Annotated in this window: 14 protein-coding genes; 8 read left to right on the forward strand and 6 right to left on the reverse strand. The window is 45.9% G+C overall.

Annotated elements, in window-relative coordinates:
* Positions 1-41 precede the first annotated feature (41 nt).
* The 4 genes from JNN12_16030 to JNN12_16045 all read left to right on the forward strand — a co-directional run bounded on the left by JNN12_16030 (position 42) and on the right by JNN12_16045 (position 3,560).
* A complete protein-coding gene (locus tag JNN12_16030; protein ID MBL7979846.1) occupies positions 42-1,475 on the forward strand; it encodes an MBL fold metallo-hydrolase in 1,434 nt (477 codons plus the stop codon).
* A gap of 97 nt (positions 1,476-1,572) precedes the next feature.
* Positions 1,573-1,968 (forward strand): rhodanese-like domain-containing protein, encoded by a 396-nt coding sequence (locus tag JNN12_16035; GenBank protein ID MBL7979847.1) that lies wholly within the window; start codon positions 1,573-1,575, stop codon positions 1,966-1,968.
* Between the two features lie 198 nt (positions 1,969-2,166).
* Positions 2,167-3,042 (forward strand): thymidylate synthase, encoded by an 876-nt coding sequence (gene thyA, locus JNN12_16040; GenBank protein ID MBL7979848.1) that lies wholly within the window; start codon positions 2,167-2,169, stop codon positions 3,040-3,042.
* Positions 3,039-3,560 (forward strand): dihydrofolate reductase, encoded by a 522-nt coding sequence (locus tag JNN12_16045; protein ID MBL7979849.1) that lies wholly within the window; start codon positions 3,039-3,041, stop codon positions 3,558-3,560. The genes thyA and JNN12_16045 overlap by 4 nt, the downstream gene beginning before the upstream one ends.
* 426 nt (positions 3,561-3,986) lie before the next feature.
* Here JNN12_16045 and glgP read toward each other — a convergent pair whose 3' ends face one another.
* The 5 genes from glgP to JNN12_16070 all read right to left on the reverse strand — a co-directional run bounded on the left by glgP (position 3,987) and on the right by JNN12_16070 (position 10,039).
* Positions 3,987-6,020, reverse strand: a complete 2,034-nt coding sequence (gene glgP, locus JNN12_16050) for an alpha-glucan family phosphorylase (protein ID MBL7979850.1) — start codon at positions 6,018-6,020, stop codon at positions 3,987-3,989.
* A 247-nt stretch (positions 6,021-6,267) separates the two neighbouring features.
* Positions 6,268-7,686: a hypothetical protein gene (locus tag JNN12_16055; GenBank protein ID MBL7979851.1), complete on the reverse strand. Its 1,419-nt coding sequence runs from the start codon at positions 7,684-7,686 to the stop codon at positions 6,268-6,270.
* Positions 7,687-7,771: 85 nt separating this feature from the next.
* Positions 7,772-8,626: a hypothetical protein gene (locus JNN12_16060; protein MBL7979852.1), complete on the reverse strand. Its 855-nt coding sequence runs from the start codon at positions 8,624-8,626 to the stop codon at positions 7,772-7,774.
* A gap of 91 nt (positions 8,627-8,717) precedes the next feature.
* Entirely contained in the window at positions 8,718-9,350 is a 633-nt protein-coding gene (locus tag JNN12_16065; GenBank protein ID MBL7979853.1) for a hypothetical protein, read from the reverse strand.
* Entirely contained in the window at positions 9,347-10,039 is a 693-nt protein-coding gene (locus JNN12_16070; protein ID MBL7979854.1) for an HAD family hydrolase, read from the reverse strand. Before JNN12_16070 ends, JNN12_16065 begins: the two co-directional genes overlap by 4 nt.
* 106 nt (positions 10,040-10,145) lie before the next feature.
* Here JNN12_16070 and JNN12_16075 point away from each other — a divergent pair, with 106 nt between their 5' ends.
* From JNN12_16075 to JNN12_16090, 4 genes are all read left to right on the forward strand, one after another.
* Complete coding sequence (locus JNN12_16075; protein MBL7979855.1) at positions 10,146-10,724, forward strand: 5-formyltetrahydrofolate cyclo-ligase; 579 nt, start codon at positions 10,146-10,148, stop codon at positions 10,722-10,724.
* Between the two features lie 58 nt (positions 10,725-10,782).
* Positions 10,783-11,451 carry a PspC domain-containing protein gene (locus JNN12_16080; protein ID MBL7979856.1) on the forward strand — a complete coding sequence of 223 codons (669 nt, stop codon included), beginning with the start codon at positions 10,783-10,785 and terminating at the stop codon, positions 11,449-11,451.
* A 422-nt stretch (positions 11,452-11,873) separates the two neighbouring features.
* Positions 11,874-14,963 carry a T9SS type A sorting domain-containing protein gene (locus JNN12_16085; GenBank protein MBL7979857.1) on the forward strand — a complete coding sequence of 1,030 codons (3,090 nt, stop codon included), beginning with the start codon at positions 11,874-11,876 and terminating at the stop codon, positions 14,961-14,963.
* Between the two features lie 1,363 nt (positions 14,964-16,326).
* Positions 16,327-16,578: a hypothetical protein gene (locus JNN12_16090; GenBank protein MBL7979858.1), complete on the forward strand. Its 252-nt coding sequence runs from the start codon at positions 16,327-16,329 to the stop codon at positions 16,576-16,578.
* Here JNN12_16090 and JNN12_16095 read toward each other — a convergent pair.
* Positions 16,568-17,548: an alpha/beta fold hydrolase gene (locus JNN12_16095; GenBank protein MBL7979859.1), complete on the reverse strand. Its 981-nt coding sequence runs from the start codon at positions 17,546-17,548 to the stop codon at positions 16,568-16,570. The two genes, JNN12_16090 and JNN12_16095, sit on opposite strands and share 11 nt — an antisense overlap.
* Between the last annotated feature and the right edge of the window lie 123 nt (positions 17,549-17,671).

Genomic DNA, 17,671 nt, shown 5'->3' on the forward strand with positions numbered 1-17,671 from the left:
CGTATCCCAAGAATTATGTACTCATTAAAACCTTAACGACCATGTTCTTTAAGATGATCACCGACACCAAACTGGCACAAAATGCCTTTCTAATTGGGTGTCAACGCACGGGCGAAGCCCTCATTATTGATCCCGAGCGCGATGTGGATACTTATCACAAAGCAGCGGCAGCCGAAGGACTTAAATTGGTGGCAGCGGCGGAAACCCACATCCACGCCGATTTTGCTTCTGGTATGCGCGAACTGGCTTCTCAGGGCGTAAAAGTGTATGTATCGGACGAGGGAGATGCCAATTGGAAGTATGAATGGGCCAAAGAAAGTGCCTACGACGCGGTATTTGTAAAAGATGGTGATGTTTTTCGGGTAGGCAATATTGAAATTAAAGTGGTTAAAACACCCGGCCATACACCGGAACATGTTTGCTTTTTGGTGACCGATATTGGTGGAGGTGCCACGGAACCTATGGGCATGGCGACCGGAGATTATATTTTCGTGGGTGATGTAGGGCGTCCAGATCTGTTGGAAAGCGCGGCGGGTGTCATTGGCGCAATGGATAGCTCGGCACGGGTCTTGTATAATACCTTGCAAGGCTTCTTCGACATGCCGGATTACCTGAAGATTTGGCCAGGTCACGGAGCCGGATCCGCATGTGGAAAAGCGCTCGGCGCAATTCCAGATACGACGGTTGGCTATGAAAAACGTTATAACGCCTCGGTATCTTTTGCTGCTAAAAGCGAACAAGAGTTTGTGGACTTTATCTTGGATGGCCAGCCTGAGCCGCCTTTGTATTTTGCCCGGATGAAAAAAATGAACAAAGAGGGCTGGAATATTTTAGGCCAAATGCCATCTCCTAAAGCGTTCTCGGTGTCTGATCTCAAGGCATTTTTGGCCGATCCCGAAAATGTGATGATAGACACACGCTTCGATCGCGATGCCTTTGCAGCGTCTCATGCTTCGGGTGCAATTTATGCGCCGTTTAATAAAACATTCAACACTGTTGCAGGGTCATTAGTAGAAGCAGGACAAAAAATGGCCTTGCTCATCGCCGAAAATCATGTAGATGAAGCGGTTCGCGACTTGGTTCGGGTGGGCTTGGATGAAGTGGTAGGCTATATCACCCCCGAAGTATGGGGACAATATGTGGATGAACTCCAGCCTACAGAGAGTATCCAACGCATTAAATTCGACCAACTTCCGGCAATATTGGATGAAACAAATGCCTTTGTATTGGATGTTCGGTATTCCAGCGAGTTTGTGGAAGGTCACTTGCCAGATGCCCACAACTTGGCCTACACGCGACTTATCCCTCGGCTCTCGGAAGTTCCACAAGATCGGACTATTGCGGTTCACTGTAAGTCCGGTGCGCGTGCAGCCTCGGCGGTGTCTTACCTCAAACGACACGGCTACGAAGTCATCTACATTGACGATGCCGTAGAAAATGGCTTGCGCCTCGCACAAGACGTCGTGCCAGCATAAATTTTGATTATATTAATGGTAACAGGGATGCCCGCTTCGGCTTTGTTTCATACAACGGAGCGGGCATTAATTTTCTAAGATTGTAAAAAACAATAGGATGCGCAACTTTATTCTTCTCTTCCTGTTTTTAGTAGCCGCTTGTAATAAGCCAGAAACCACTTCGGGGAGCGCAACCACTGGTATGGTAGAAGCCGATGTGGCCGCTTTTGCAGAAGCCGCCAAACAACCAGGTGTACAAATTGTGGATGTCCGTACAGCACAAGAGTTTGGAATGGGCCACTTGGCAAAGTCTCGCAATATAGACATCATGGAGCCAGGTTTTGAGAACCGAGTTCAACTCTTGGACAAAGAAAAGCCAGTGCTCATCTATTGCGCAGTGGGCAGCCGGAGTGCACGCGCCGCCGAAATTATGAGCGGCTTGGGCTTTAAGACGGTGACCAACCTCAGCGGCGGCATCCAAGCATGGGGAAGTGCTGGTATGCCCATCGAATAACCTTAATCCTGACTCTTTCCGCCGATGGATCAGCCAAACTTAGAACAGGTTTGGCTTTTTTTATTGATGGCCTTTCCTTATAGAGCACCTTCCCACTCGAAAATTCGCCCATCTCTCCCTTCCCAAGCAGTATTTTCCAGACCTTCCATATACTGGTGCATCCAATCTGGCGTAATAATTAAACCATCCTTTTGACCTGTGCAAACCTATTTAGACCTTGTAGAAACAGTCCTTTCAAAGGGCAAACGTAAACCGAACCGAACCGGGATGGATACTATTTCCTGTTTTGGGCTAAGTTACCGCGTGAATCTCTCTGAGGGGTACCCGCTACTGACAACCAAGAAAATCTTCTTTAGCTCCATGTTGCGGGAAACGCTATGGTATTTGTCCGGTGCGGATCATATTCGGGAACTACGCGAACACACCAAAATATGGGATGCGTGGGCAAATGGGGATGGTCAGTTAGAGACGGCTTATGGGCGCTATTGGCGTCGGTATCCTATTCCGGAAAAATCTGTGGCATTAGGTGGCGAAGTTTTTTCGCAATTTGGACACGAAAATGTTCAACAAGAAGCGGATGGATCATGGTCATTTGACCAAATAGGTTTTATCCTTGATGAGCTGCGACGGAATCCGTTTTCCCGCCGACTGGTAGTTTCGGCATGGCATCCGGCCAATGCCTGTGTTTCCAAGTTGCCGCCGTGCCATTATACGTGGACACTGAATGTTCAGCCAGATGAGGCAGGACGCCCCAGTACCCTTAATTGCCACCTTACCCAACGCAGTGCCGATATTGCGTTGGGCGTCCCATTTAATCTGGCCTGTTATGCCCTACTCACACAGGCTATCGCACAGGAAGTTGGTTTAGTGGTAGGTGAATTTGTACATACGTTGATTGATGCCCACATTTATGTGAATCATATTGATGGATTAAAGGAACAATTTAAACGTGCCCCGCACCCCTTGCCAGAATTAATAATTGCAAAAAAACCGTTGTTGGCACTAAGGTTCGACGACTTTAAATTGATTAACTACAACCCGCACCCTGCGATAAAATTTGAGGTGGCCGTATGAACAAAGCCCGTCCTGAATTGATCTTAATTGCTGCGGTTGCGGATAACTTGGCGATTGGCCGAGACTTAGACTTGCCGTGGCACATCCCCGCTGACCTGCGCCGATTCAAGGCCATGACGTTGGGGCATCCATTATTGATGGGACGCATTACGTTTGATTCGTTGGTGCATCAATTTGGCCACCCGCTACAAGGCCGCCCTCACCTTGTGGTTTCGCACCTGCCGGATTTGCACTATGACTTTGAGGAGGTACATGTTTTCCCGACAACAGAAGCCGCCTTGGATGCTTTCAAAGACCACAAAAGGATATTTGTATCAGGAGGCAGAAGCCTTTATATGGAATTGCTGACCACGTGCGACCGTTGGGAAATCACCCACGTTCATCAATCGCCTGAAGCCAATGTGTTTTTTCCAGAATTTAGGCACTTGATCGGTAATCTTTATGTTTTAGAGCATGAAGAAAAACATGATGGATTTACCTTTGCAACGTATAAGAGGGGAGTAAATAGCACCCGATAAGACCTTCTCCCAAAAAAACGTCCCTAAGGCTTCTTTAAGCAAAGGCTTCACTTCTGATGCGATGTACAATGATTTATTATGCAACTCCTACAGCATTCAGGTTTAATTTCTATATGTTAGTCAATCTTGCCAATTTTTTATCGTTATAGCAAGATCGTGAGCGCTGGTAAAAGTAGTAAAACAGGCACGACAGAATCGGCCAGAAGCAAGCTCAAAAAAAGGTACGCCAGCGCCCAAAAATACAATGACACAAATTAAAACGTCAGTGCAATAGCAAGAACTCGGCAAAGTGGATTTCATGCTTTCGGGCATTTTGTAGAGTTCTTAGAGAATGTGTGTCTGTGGTCATGATGAACAAGAAGAGATAAAAAATCCCCACTGATTGATAACCGATGGGGAAATCCGGTGTGTTATACGTATTGAATATCACCCTTTGTAAATCTGTTCGATGTAGTCTCTTACCTGACGCTCGGCAGAGAATTGGTACACGAGTGTTTTCATGGCTTCTCGCATTCGCGCAACCCATGCGATAGGGATGCCGCTTTCGTCACGGTTGTAAAAGGCGGGAATGACTTCATTTTCAAGGGTGTCGTAGAGGAAATTTGCGTCTTCCGGGTCTTGAATCTTCGGGTCTTTGATGTCGGCAGAGGCATCGGTTCCAATTGCCCAGCCATTGTTGCCTTTGTAGCCTTCTGGCCACCATCCATCGAGGATCGAGAGATTAAGGCCGCCGTGAATGGCCACTTTTTGCCCCGATGTTCCACTGGCTTCCATCGGACGACGTGGGTTATTGAGCCAAATATCGGCGCCTGAGACCAAATAGCGCCCGATTTCCATATTATAGTTTTCCATCAACACCACTTTTCCGCGAAGTTCGGTGTGTTGCGTGTACCAAAAGACGCGCTGGATAAGTTGCTTGCCGCCCTCATCTTGTGGGTGCGCCTTCCCTGCATACACCACTTGGATGGGCCGATCGGTTTTACGAAAAATCTCCAATAGGCGTTCTTCGTTCATAAACAGCAAGGTTGCGCGTTTGTAGGTGGCAAAGCGACGCGAGAACCCAATGGTCAGTACATCTGGATCGAAGTTCGGCTCCATTGGAATGGTTTGCTGTGGTGCGCGTTGCTGAATAAATTCTACCAACCGTTTGCGCAACGAAGAACGGTATTTCCAAAGGAGTTCGTCCGGAATCTGGTCTATGGCCGCCCAAAGTCCAGGATCGGCAGCCCGGTTTTGCCAATCGCCCAAATGCTTAGATAAAAACTCTTGCGCCGGACGTGCTGCCCAAGTGCCAAGGTGAATACCATTGGTTATATGGGTAATCGGCACCTTAGCGGCATCTTCCACTTGCCACATGTCTTTAAACATTCTTCGGGAAAGCTCGCCATTCAGGGCCGAGACCCCATTTTGTTTGCGCGAGAATCGGAATCCTAAGATGGTCATATTGAACAAGGCGTAAGGATCGGAAGCATCCACCCGACCAAGCCCCAAAAAGTCTCGTTCGGAAAGACCCAGCGATTCGCGAACGGTGCGCAACATATACAGTGTCAGCGATGGATCAAAGCGGTCGTGGCCAGCTTCTACGGGCGTATGCGTGGTAAAAACGGTCTCCGAACGAACAGCAGCCTCGGCTTCTTTCATGGAAAGGCCGTTTTTCAGGGCTTCGTCCAAGAGTTCTAAGGTCAGGAACGAGCAGTGCCCTTCGTTCATATGATAGGTCTCTACTTCAACGCCTAAGGTGCGCAACAAGCGAATACCACCGATCCCCAGTACGATTTCCTGCATGATGCGGGTATCGCTTCCACCAGAGTAGAGGCGGTGGGTAAGGGCGCGTAAATACTCGGGATTGGACTCCATATCTGAATCTAAGAGATACATCACCGTATGCCCGATTTGCATCTTCCATGCTTGAAGGTTCAGCGGGCGATCGCCCACTTGTACTGTTACAATCACCGGAGCGCCCGCATCATCTTTGACCAGCGAAACGGGCATGTCGGCCGGATTAACAACGGGGTATTGGTGTTCTTGCCAACCATCGTTGGTAAAAGACTGTTTGAAATAGCCTTCGCGAAGGAAAAGACCAATAGCCGTAAAAGGCAAGCGTAGGTCCGAAGCGGCCTTACAATGATCGCCCGCCAAAATACCCAGCCCACCAGAATATAACGAGAGGCTTTCGTGTAGGCCATATTCCATACAAAAATAGGCCATTTTCGGATACTCGGCATTGAGTGGCGTAGCCATGTATGCCTGAAAAGCATCATAGGCAGCATCCACCCGTTTGGAGAAATCGGGGTCATTCAAGACAATGCCTTTGGCCTCGCGCAAAGCAATAACAGGGTTATTACCAGAAGCGTGGAAAACAGCTGGATTCAATTCTTCGAATAAATCCAATGCAACAGGATTCCAACTCCACCAAATGTTTTGCACCATGTCGTGGAGTTTGGTGCGGGTTGTGCTCATTTTGTTCTAAGGTTTGAAGTCTGTTTAGGGGGTATAGAGGGCATTGCGAAACCGCTATATTGGGGTACTGGCAGATGGAATTGGTGGGTGAGGGTACAACCGGATACCAAGATATAGGGTTACGTTTTTTTGTGCTTTATACGGAAAAGGTACAAAGGTAAGCGCTTACATGCTATGAGGTTTGTAGGTCTTCACGGTAAATCTTCAAAGCAGGAACGTATTGAACCAAAAAACCGCTACCGGAAAATTAGTGCATGACCTTGATCTCGAATGGAGCCAATGAAATACGGCGCTTGTTCTGAAAAACCGTGCGATGCCGATCGGAAAGATTCACCCATATGCGGATATGCTTCCCCTTTTCACGTCGTTCGAAGGCGAGCAAGGTGTCATCGGATACGGGCAGCCAATGTAACGTTCCGGAAAAAAGTACGGGGTGTTGTTTCCGAAAAGCAATCCATTTTTGATAGAAACGCCATGCCGAGTCCGGATTGGAATATTGCGAGGCCAAGTCATCATCAGATGGAAGGCTGGGCGTCCACCATGGTGCATCGGCTTTATACCAGATGGCCGATCCGGCTGCTTCGCGGTCTTTTTGCCACCGGAAAGCTTGTCTCATTGGGATGTCGTTGCCATCGTGTCCCCAGTCGCCTTTTGTACCTTTCATCCCAAGCTCTTGGCCATAGTACAAAACAGGGACACCACCGGTTAACAAGGTAAGGGCCGAAGCCGTCTGGAAGGAGAGCGACGTTCGGTTGGTGTCGTGGTTTTCCACAAAGGTAAGATGAAAATGTTTTTCAGGTGTTGCTAATCGCGTAGAATCTATGGCCCCCCGGATGCGGTGGCCTTTAGCTGTCTGGAAGGCATACCACTGTACAAAACCAAATTGTGCATCGACACCAGCCACCGAAAACATCGGTGCATCGAAGCCCCAATTGGCCTGTTCACCAATAAAAAACACTTTAGGATAGCGCTGCTTGATCTGCTCAATAAGAGGTTTCCAGAATACAGGGTATAAGTTTTTTATGAGGCCTTTGTTGTCTAAATCGTCCATCATATGGTCTATCCGGAAACCATCTACCCCGTCATTTGGATGACCATCTTGGTTTGGGTCGCTCCAATAGCTGAAGAGCCGGATCATCTCTTGCAGGGTTTCGGAGTTGGTCATATCCACCGAAATCATCCCAATGTCTTTTCCTTGCCAGTCTTTATACGAACGTAGCCCCCAAACCCCGCCTTCGGGTTGTGTGTTCCCTGCATCGTGGTATCGTAACAGAGGGGTGTAGGGAGAAGCCGGATTTTGGTATGAGTCCTTAAACCAAGGATGTTTATCAGTGACATACTGCATCTCCATGTCTAAGATTAGGCGTATATTTCGTTTTCTGGTTTCTTTACGGAGCGCCAAGAAGTCGTCCATGGTTCCCAAGCGCGGATCAATTCGGTAAAAGTCATTCGCAAAATAGTTGTGATAACAATCTGCGTCTTGGATGGGCGAGAGCATGATGCCTGTAATACCAAGTTCTTGTAGGTAATCCAGTTTTTGGGTAATGCCTTTGAGGTCTCCATGGCGGTCGTTGTTGCTATCATGAAAACTTCGGACAAAAATATGATACCATACATCCTGCGAGAAAGTAGCGGGTTGGGCTTGGATATAGGGAAATAGGGACATGTTTGCCCCTATTCCAATTATTAGACCGAGTATGGATGAACGGAAAACTGACATACAAAAATTCAGAAGAAGTGGCCTTGGTAGGCTATTTAACGTTTATTGATGACAATGGCTTCCCATGTAGTACGCCATGCGCCAGTTCGGGGTGATCGGTTTCTACCCAACCAACTCCCTGTTTGACCAATCGCCTGAGAATATCGGCATGCTCTGCAACCAAATAGGCGGGTAATTCTTGCGGTACAAGCGGGAACAGGGTGAAAGTTCCTGTTCGCATATGACGGGCGACAAATTGGGTAATGGTATCATCGTCTAATAGGGTATGCTCTGCAATAACCATGCTGGAACGAACCAACTTCCCTAATAAGTTACTTTCCAAAATCCGATTTAGCCATTTTCCGGGGAGCGGGATATTGTCGTCGTAGGCAAAAGCGGTGTGGATGCGGGGATGTGCCCGCTCGGCATCAAGGGTCATAAAGAAGTTAAAAGATGTCAGGACGCATTGTTCTTCCATACCAAACTGACGAACAATGCGGGCAACCTCGCGTCCTATTTTGCGTTTTCCCCATGAGACATTATATGCCTTTAGCTCAATGTCCAGGAATACATCTTTCCCGCGCAATTCTTCCAAAACATCGGTTAGGAGACAAATCTTTTCGGTTCGGGCGTATTTTCGGAGCCCTCCATCCACTTCTATTTCGTCCATCAACGCTACATTCTGAAGTTCAGGCCAAGTCATGTCATAGATATTACTGTCCACCCCCGTCAGGCGCTTCAGGTTTTCGTCGTGGAAAAGCACCACTTTTTGGTCTTTGGTCAGGAAAACATCAAATTCCGTTCCGTCGCAATATGGGCTTTCGGCGGCGGCCTTAATGGCGGGAAGGCTGTTTTCTTGATATGCGGTGACAAGGCCACGATGGGCTAAAATGAGTGTTTTTTGCATTATCCAAGGGGTTCAGCATGGTATTGGCGGTGGGCTGGTCCCTAATTATGTAGCAGCAATATAAAAACTTATTGGGTCAAATACATGTCGGCTAATCCGTTGTATTAAGCAAGTCTTGGAAGGTAGCCACAAAAAGCCCTGTATCATACGCATCTGCCAAGCCATGATGCAGGTGAATGGAAATGGGCATTTCTTTTTGGTGGGTTGGCCCTGTCATTTGCCCAAACGTGATTTTGGGAATCGAGTCTTGTACCCCAAAATGGCGGGCATGAGAGAGTCCTGTAAAATTCAACGTGGGCAAGGTAGAAAGGTGCAGGATGTTCGCATCGCCTGCCACCAATTCCAAACCAGAAGAGGTACGCACCCGTTGGATTTCCTCGGTGGCCTTGGTTGCGAAGGTCGTGAAATCAGGATGATAATCCATGTATGCAAATCCAAAGGTTCCGTCCGTCCGATTGATGGTGGGTGAGGCATGAATGAGGTCGTATAGGAACACGGCTTCCTTTTCTATCCGGTAGCGGAATGCCTCGGTTTGGTTAGCCGCTTTTAGGCTTTGGTGCAAATACGTAAGAAAAAAAGAATGTCCACTTTCTTTGGCTGCTTGCCATGCTTTGGTGACATTCACCCGGACCGTTACGCCAAAAAAAGGTTCAGAAAAACCACTGAAAAACCGGAAATGATCGCGCCGTTTCCAGTTTTCAAGGTCAACTTGGATTTTACTCATAACAGAATAGGAAGGATATCTTTAAGGGTTTCGAGGGTGCGGAATCGTTCATTCTCAATCTTTACATCTATTTTTTCGTGCTCCCATGTGGTGTGATACGGTACATGGAAGCCCCAGCCACCCAAATTCAACGCGGGCAGGACATCCGACCGAAGTGAATTTCCAATCATTAGGAAAGCCTCTGGTGGAACCTCTAAATGGTGTAATAATTTGCGATAATCGCGTTCTTTTTTGTCGGACATAATCTCGATGTGATGGAAATACGAGGCCAAGCCAGATTTTTCCAACTTTCGTTCTTGGTCCAATAAATCGCCCTTGGTGGCCACCACCAAGCGAAATTGCACTTGTAGAGCCTCTAAAACTGTTTGTACATCGGGCAATAGTTCGATCGGTTCGTGGAGCATCTCGCGTCCCAAGTCAATGATGCGCTGGATGGAATAGGCTCCCACCCTGCCTTCGGTGATCCGAATGGCGGTTTCGATCATGGAGAGCATAAATGCTTTTGCACCATATCCATACAAACTCAGATTGTCCATCTCGGTCCGGAAAAGTTCCTGAGACACGGTATGTCGCGGCAAAAAGTCTTCCAATAAGCCGCAGAATTGTTGTTCTACGTGTTGATAATGTGGTTCGTTCACCCAAAGGGTGTCATCTGCATCAAAAGCGATAACCTGAATTGGTAGTGGCATAAACATTTGGCTGAATTAAAAGATAAAGTGTATGGCCCACTTGCTGTGTAACGTCTAAAATGGTAACATACAACAAAAAACCTTTTGGGCTATTGTGGAGCTTCATATGATGGAATCTAAGGATAAAACGGCTTTCCGTAAACAGGCGATTGCATATCGGGCAGCCCTCTCTGAGGCCACTTATGCCGTCTTTTCCTCCAAAATCGTAGCATATCTGAAAGACGTGCCAGAATTCCAAAGAGCCGGAACCATTATGGTCTATTACCCCGATGTACAACGCCACGAAGTGGACCTCCGGCCTTTGTTTCCTCACTGGCATCAGGAAGGCAAAACACTGCTTTTACCCTACATCACCCATATGATGCAAGGCCACATGCAGGCCGTTTTGTTTAATCCAAAAGAAGAACTGAGGCCCAATAGATGGGGAATTCCGGAACCCCTTCACCCCCAGCCTGTTTCTAACCAAGAGATTGATGCTGTGCTGGTACCGGGCCTCGCTGCCGATCAAAAAGGCACTCGTCTTGGGTATGGCAAAGGATTTTATGACCGATTTCTGAAACCCTTATCTGTTCCCATCGTTTTAGCAACCTATCATGCAACCATCAAAGACATTTTGCCCAGCGAAATACATGACTGCCCGGTAAATTTGATAATTTCGGAAGAAGGTGCGTTCAGAATTTCGTAACTTGCAACTTGCACCCTTTCGGATCGTACCGCAATCGGTTACATAACCCTACCCAAATATGAGCACCCGTTTTAATACCCCCCGCGTGGACGACGCCCGCTACGATGAACTGAATAGCCTGGAATCGGTCACCGATCACGACATTGCTTCCGTTCTCTCTGGTTCTGAGACCAAAGAACAAAAGGAGTCTGTATTGAACCTACCCACCATTGCAGGTATTTCCACCATTGCAGTTGGAATTGCCTATATGTTGCAATTCTTTGGGATCAACCTTGTGGGTTTCAGCCTGACGGCGTTGGTTAATTCCATGACTCTCATTGCTGGGCTTTTGATTGTTTTATTTGGTTTTGGGGTGCTTTCTTGGCGTCCTAAAAAGAATAAGAACCTCGCGAAATCCATTGGAAAGCAAAAAGGCCAAACCTTAGCGGCCTCCACACGTGATGGTAAAAGGACGTTGTTTAAATCGCTCACCAACAAAAAAATTGCGGGTGTGTGTGGTGGTATTGCCGAGTATTTTAATTTAGACCCCACATTGGTACGGATTGGTTTTGTGGCCTCTCTTTTCATCTTCCAGTTTTTCCCTCCTTTTGTGTTGTATTGGATTATGGCCGCTGTTTTGAAAAATGAACCCGTGGTGCCTGTCAATAAGGTAAACGAATGGCAAAATCAGATGCGTGATAGCGAGAAACCCCGCGACAACGACCGGATCCGTATCACTCGCGATTAATCTGCTTTTCCACTGCTTTTCTAAAACGCCGCTTCACCTCGAAGGGGCGTTTTTTGATGGTAGGCGTACTTTGCGCATTGCCCGACAACCTCCACTTCATGTAATCCTAAACAAACAAAATTGTGTTTTTTGTTGTATGATTTGTTGTTAATGATTTGTATATTTCCTCACCACTGGTTTTATCCAAATCCTTTGTTTGTTGAATCCATTCTCTTTAATCATAGCACTTACAAGGGCACTATACGTTTCTGTATAAGCATGTATGGATATGTGGTTTCTAAAAGGTTGATCATGTACAGCCCCGGAATAGTCTGAGGCCATAACCTCCTCTCAATTGATTTTCAAAGGCTGAGCAGCTATTTTGAAATATTGGATTACACCCGCCACCTGTTCTTTCTTAACCTACTATATCCATTATACTTATGCAAAAGCAAAGTCCTACCATTGCGATGAGATGGTTATTGTTTGCCTTAACGGGGGTAATTGTCATTTCATTTTTTGTGTTACGCCCCCACAACCCTCCTACCTTGCCCGATGCGGAACAATTGGAAATAGGAGAAGATGGTGCAGGCCGGGCAGAGTTTGATCGGATTCGCTTTCAAGATCCCAAACTCGGAAGAATTCCCGAGGGGATCCGCGCCAGAGAGTTACAATTTATCCAAAACTTACCACTCCGGCGCGAAGGCGGCCTTCTGAACAAAACGAGTACCGATGTACTCTCGTGGACTTCGCGTGGCCCCTATAACATAGGCGGGCGTACCCGTGCGATCCTATATGATGTAAGTGACAATACCTACAACACCCTGATTGCAGGTAGTCCAACAGGAGGCGTGTGGCGAACAACCAATGGTGGCAATACTTGGACACGTAGCACCCTCAACCCTTTGGCGGGCTTCTATGAACTTCATAATGTCACAGCACTAGCACAAGATACCCGAAGCGGAAAACAAGCAACGTGGTATTTTGCGGCAGGTGAACTTAATACCTCTCATGGAGCAAATGGGTATTTTGGTCTGCTTGGAGAAGGGATTTGGAAGTCCACCAATAGTGGGGTTTCATGGACGCAACTCAGTGCCAATGTTGGTGGCTCAGCCCCCAGTCCGCAATCTTGGAACTCGCGCTTTGATTATGTTTGGGAGTTGGCCATAGACCCCTCTAATACCTCCCAAGATGAGATTTATGCCGCATGTGCCTCCGATTTAATTGTTCGTTCCACAAATGGCGGAACTTCATGGTCAATAGTATTAGGGTCATTTGCTTCCTCTTCTCGTTATACCGATGTTGCGGTTACCAGTACGGGGCGGGTCTATGCCACCTTTGGGAACAGTTCGGGTAGTGCTACAACAAAAGGTATCTTTACCTCTACCAGTGGCGACGCAGGTTCTTTCACGGATATTACTCCGGTCGCATTGACGGGTAGCTACCGCAGAATTGAAATTGCTGTTGCGCCTTCAAACGAGGATATCGTTTATTTTATAGCAGAAACCCCTAGTGCAGGTACGAACGGGCATATGCTTTTTAAATATCAGCTCTCCACCAATACCTGGACAGACTTAACAAGCAATATCCCAAACTATGGAAGTTTTAGTAATGGGGTTTTTAATTCCCAAGGTAGTTACGACTTACTCATTAAAGTTAATCCGACAAACGAGAATCAAATTTATATTGGCGGAACCAGTTTATACCGATTAACCTTTGCGCCACCCTCGACGACTGCAACGGCTTCTGTCCAAATTGGTGGGTATAGTAATTCTGGCGACAACTGGAATGGTACGACAGGCCATATAGACCAACATGCCGACCAACACGCCTTGACTTTCCGCCCAGGTAGCAGTACGGTGGCAGTTTCGGGACACGACGGGGGAATCAGTTTTACGAACGACATAACCGCAAGCACCGTTACTTGGGATAACCAAAACAATGGGTACAATACCACTCAGTTCTACACAGCGGCGGTTGTGCAAAACATGGCCAACGACAATGTCTTGGTGGGAGGCATGCAAGACAATGGGTCTTGGTGGGTAAACGATAGTTCTTCCTCTGCCAATTGGACGGAACAACTTAGCGGAGACGGCTCTTTTACAGCCATTTCTGATAATAAGGGGTACTACTACTTCTCATGGCAAAATGGAACTATTTATCGTTTCCGAGTCAATAGTAGTGGTGGGCTACAAGGGGTTCGGCGCGTAGATCCAACAGGTGGTTCAGGGTACCAATTTATTAACCCCTTCATCTTAGACCCCACGAATACTGCCCGCATGTATTTGGCAGGTGGTACAACGGTCTGGCGGAATAGCAACTTGGAAGACCCAGCAATCATCGAAGGAAGTAATAGTACTTTAGCGACCAATTGGACACAGCTATCAGGTACAGATGTGAGTGGGCAATCCATTTCTATTGTAGAGGCCTCCACTTTGCCCGCTAACCACCTTTTCTATGGAACCATTGGTGGGCGAATTTACCGCTTAGACAATGCAGATGCCGCAACAGGTGCAAGCGTACCCGTTGAAATTTCTGGGGCTGGCATGGCAGGTGCTAATAAATACACCTCCTCCATTAGTGTAGATCCTACCGATGCCAACAAAGTCATGGTGACTTATGCAAATTATAGCGTGATCAGCGTTTATTATACCACAAACGCCCTTTCTGCCACACCCTCTTGGACGAATGTGAGTGGAAACATCGAGCAAAATGCAGATGGAAGCGGGAATGGACCAGCCGTACTCTGGGGCGCGATCATGCCTTATCAAGGTGCTACATTGTATGCGCTCGGAACCAGTACGGGGTTGTATCTGGCAACAATAGTGAGTGGAACCACAACATGGACACGGGAGGCGGGTATCGGAATAATGCCCGTAAGCATGGTCGTTCCTCGCGTAAAAGATGCCAACTTATTTGTGGCTACATTTGGAAATGGCATGTTTCAGGGAATGGGATTAACGGCCTTGCCCATTCAGGTGGCAGGATTTACGGCATTTCAGGAACAAGGGGTTGCCGTACTGGAATGGCAAGCCTTTAACCAATCCAATATTGATGCCTTTGTTATTGAACATGCGTTTGGGATAAATGCACCGTTTAAAGAGGTACAAACCATTACGCCCAAAAACAAGGACGCGCCGGAAAACGCATACAGAGAGATAATCCCCAATCTATTACCCGGACGCCACCGTTTCCGAATCAAGCAATTAAGTGCCGATGGACGGGTCTTTTATACAGACGAAACAAGCCTTGATGCAACTTTGGCAAATAAGTTCCTACTCAGTGAGGCTTACCCCAATCCCTTTAATCCCCAAACAAAGTTCCACTTTGCCACCGCTACTACACAACGAGTTACCGTAAAGGTGTTTAATGCATTAGGGAAACAAGTAGCCACCCTATACCAAGGAACTGTTCAGGCCAATGAAACCCAATTCATCACCCTCGACGGCAATGGCTTGGCAAGTGGTCTGTATTTAGTACAGGTTTTGGGACAAAACTTCTCGGCGGTACGGCGGGTAAGTTTGGTTAAATAACATCAAAAATGGTACAACGTCTTATGGTATGCGCTTTCTATTTAGAGTTGGTAGGCATACCACTATACATTTAGCTTAAGGGGGTTGTTTTGTAGGGGTATTATTTTCCTATATGTTAGGACAAGAGTTATAGGTTCACTGCTTTATTTTGGGCAAATAGCCTCAGATGTTGCTGATTAAAAACGTGATCAGGCACATTTGGGATAGCAGGATAATGTTTTCGACGACTCGCCCTATCCGCGATATTGCCCAGACATTGGCAACGGAAATAAAATAAATCCCCAACTTAGACTTAATAATCGGCACGCAATAAGGTCTTCAAACTCGACAAGGTAAAGGCTAAATAGCACCCATAGGAACTACCTACCATGCAAAGTACCGCTTTGTATATTGCGGTCAAAGACGGTGTATTCAGAAACAGATGCCATGATTGAAGGGGTTGTGTCAGAACTACATCTAAAAGACTGCGCATCTGTTTTTTTTTCAATAACCTGAAAGTTCTGTCCTATATATAGTACTTTGCTTTTGCATTTATCTGACATTCTCTAGCCCCTCAGATTCGCAATAATATTTTTTAATTACTCGCCCATCAGGTTAATACTCTTAGTTTTTGTGTACTCCCCTACACCTTTATAAGCTAGTAAAAAAACAAGTGTATAAGCCATTTTAGATCATTCTTGAAGAAGGTTTCCGTCGTCCATTATTGTGGGAGTTTGTTTGCTTTTGGTCTTTGGACAGCGGACTGGAGCATATCGAAACCATGCCGGAGAAAACTTTTTCGTTTGGAGGTATTGATGATTTTGTTGTTCCGGTCTTTATGGGGTTTCAAACGAATGGCCTTATGATGGGGGTAGTGCCCAAATTGAATTTAGGCCATTCTACAAAACTGTAGGGGGGAGTGGTCATGAACTGAAACGTGCCACTTAATATTTCCAGGAAAGTCGGACGGCTCGTTTATTTTAATACCAATACTAAATTGGAAAAATTTTCCGTCCCAATAAATTTCAATTAACTTGTCTTTGTCTGGATGCAAGAACATAGCGAAGTCAACCGAGTCAAGATTTTTGGATTGTGTCGGACACTATGGTGTTGGATTTGTCTGTTCGTAAATCATTTCAGAATACTCAACTTTCAAAACAGTCAGTGCGATTAATTGTCGGCTGAATTTCTCAAAGTCCAAATGTTCTTGTGTCAATGTCATCGTTGTTGTGTCTTACGGTTGCCTATAACGTTGAGGAGTGCGTTTTTATCGCCTTTCTTCCGCCCCGCCCGGTTCCGTCCGCTTCCGCAGTGCCAATTTACGACTTTTCTTTATTCGTGCGCCTTTACGCCCGGTTTTTCTTCGTTTTTAGGGCTATCCCGTGTGGATTTTATCTTTCCAAGTGATGAGGGAAGCCTCGTTTGGCAGCTTGATTTCATCGTCTCGGCGGGCTTTCCGTCTTCATTTTTCGTTTTCCAGTCGGCGATAACGTTTTGCGGCTCGGCGATGGTGGGGCATTTGAAAAACGTCAGTTCAATATTTGCACAAACGCCCGATAGAAGAACAAATATTGAGCTTACAACTATCAGCCCCACCATCGCCAATACAATGTTAGCGGTTGTTTTTATTCGTTAAACCACTGAATTGTTTTTTCAAGTACCATTTTCCAGCCATTTACTTCGGGTTTGTCCAAAATGTTGAAAGAGTGGTCAGCGTTTTCAATTAATTCTAATTTTACATTCTTGCCTTTTGTGAGCAATGTTGTATAGGCAATGGTTGCAGTTTCTTGATAAACATTTTTATCTAATGTCCCTTGTAATAGTAGAATTTTTCCATTAAAGTTTGTCAGCTCTTCTATTACAGATGTTTTTAGCATACTTGACCATCTCAAATAGGTAAATCCCCAAAATTTTTTCGTAATACTTTTAGGTTCGGCTAAAATATCTTTCCATGTATTCGTCAAATACCTAATTCTCTCTTCAGAAGTAGGCATGTTATGTTCTTTCGTATTAAAAAATGTTCCGTCATCTGCGAATTTGTATAAGCTATAAAGTTGAGATGGTCCCTCTCCAGCCATTATCGCTATTTTAGATATTCTGTTTTTCATCATATTAGCAACTCTTGATGCTACTATACCTCCTTCTGAATGCCCTACAACGAAAATTTTATTAGTGTCAATTTTTTCAAATTTGCTTATGTAGTTTATTGCATTGACTATTGCATTGCTCCAATTTTCAAGTGAGAATTTGCTGTCAAATAATTTTGATTCTCCAGTCTGCAGATATTTTACGCCTGGCTTGTCCACTATTAATACTCTGTACTCTTCCTTGGCAACATCGAACCATGCCATATGTCCATATTCAGGTCGAATTTGTCCATTTTGAGATTTTGTAAATAAAGAGTTCATTCCAGAGCCTTGAATAAATACTAGTAAAGGTAAATTCCCTTTTTTCGATGATACAGAAAGGTAGAAGTTTATAGTATCCTTACCTGTTTTTAGTTCGTACTTATCATATGGCAAGTCAGGTAAGAACTCAACTTTTGCTTTTTGCCCAAAGGTTGAATTCGTTAATAGCAGAAGAAATAAGAATGTTTTTAATTTCATTTGTTGTCTATTTAAAATTAACGCTAACGTTTTCGTGCTTTGCGTTCGGGCGGGTTTCGGAGCATAAAACTGTCAACCGGCACTGAACTTGATACGAAGCACAATGCTTCATTTAAGCACTGA

This window comes from Bacteroidetes Order II. bacterium, assembly GCA_016788705.1.
Lineage (GTDB): Bacteria > Bacteroidota > Rhodothermia > Rhodothermales > UBA2364 > UBA2364.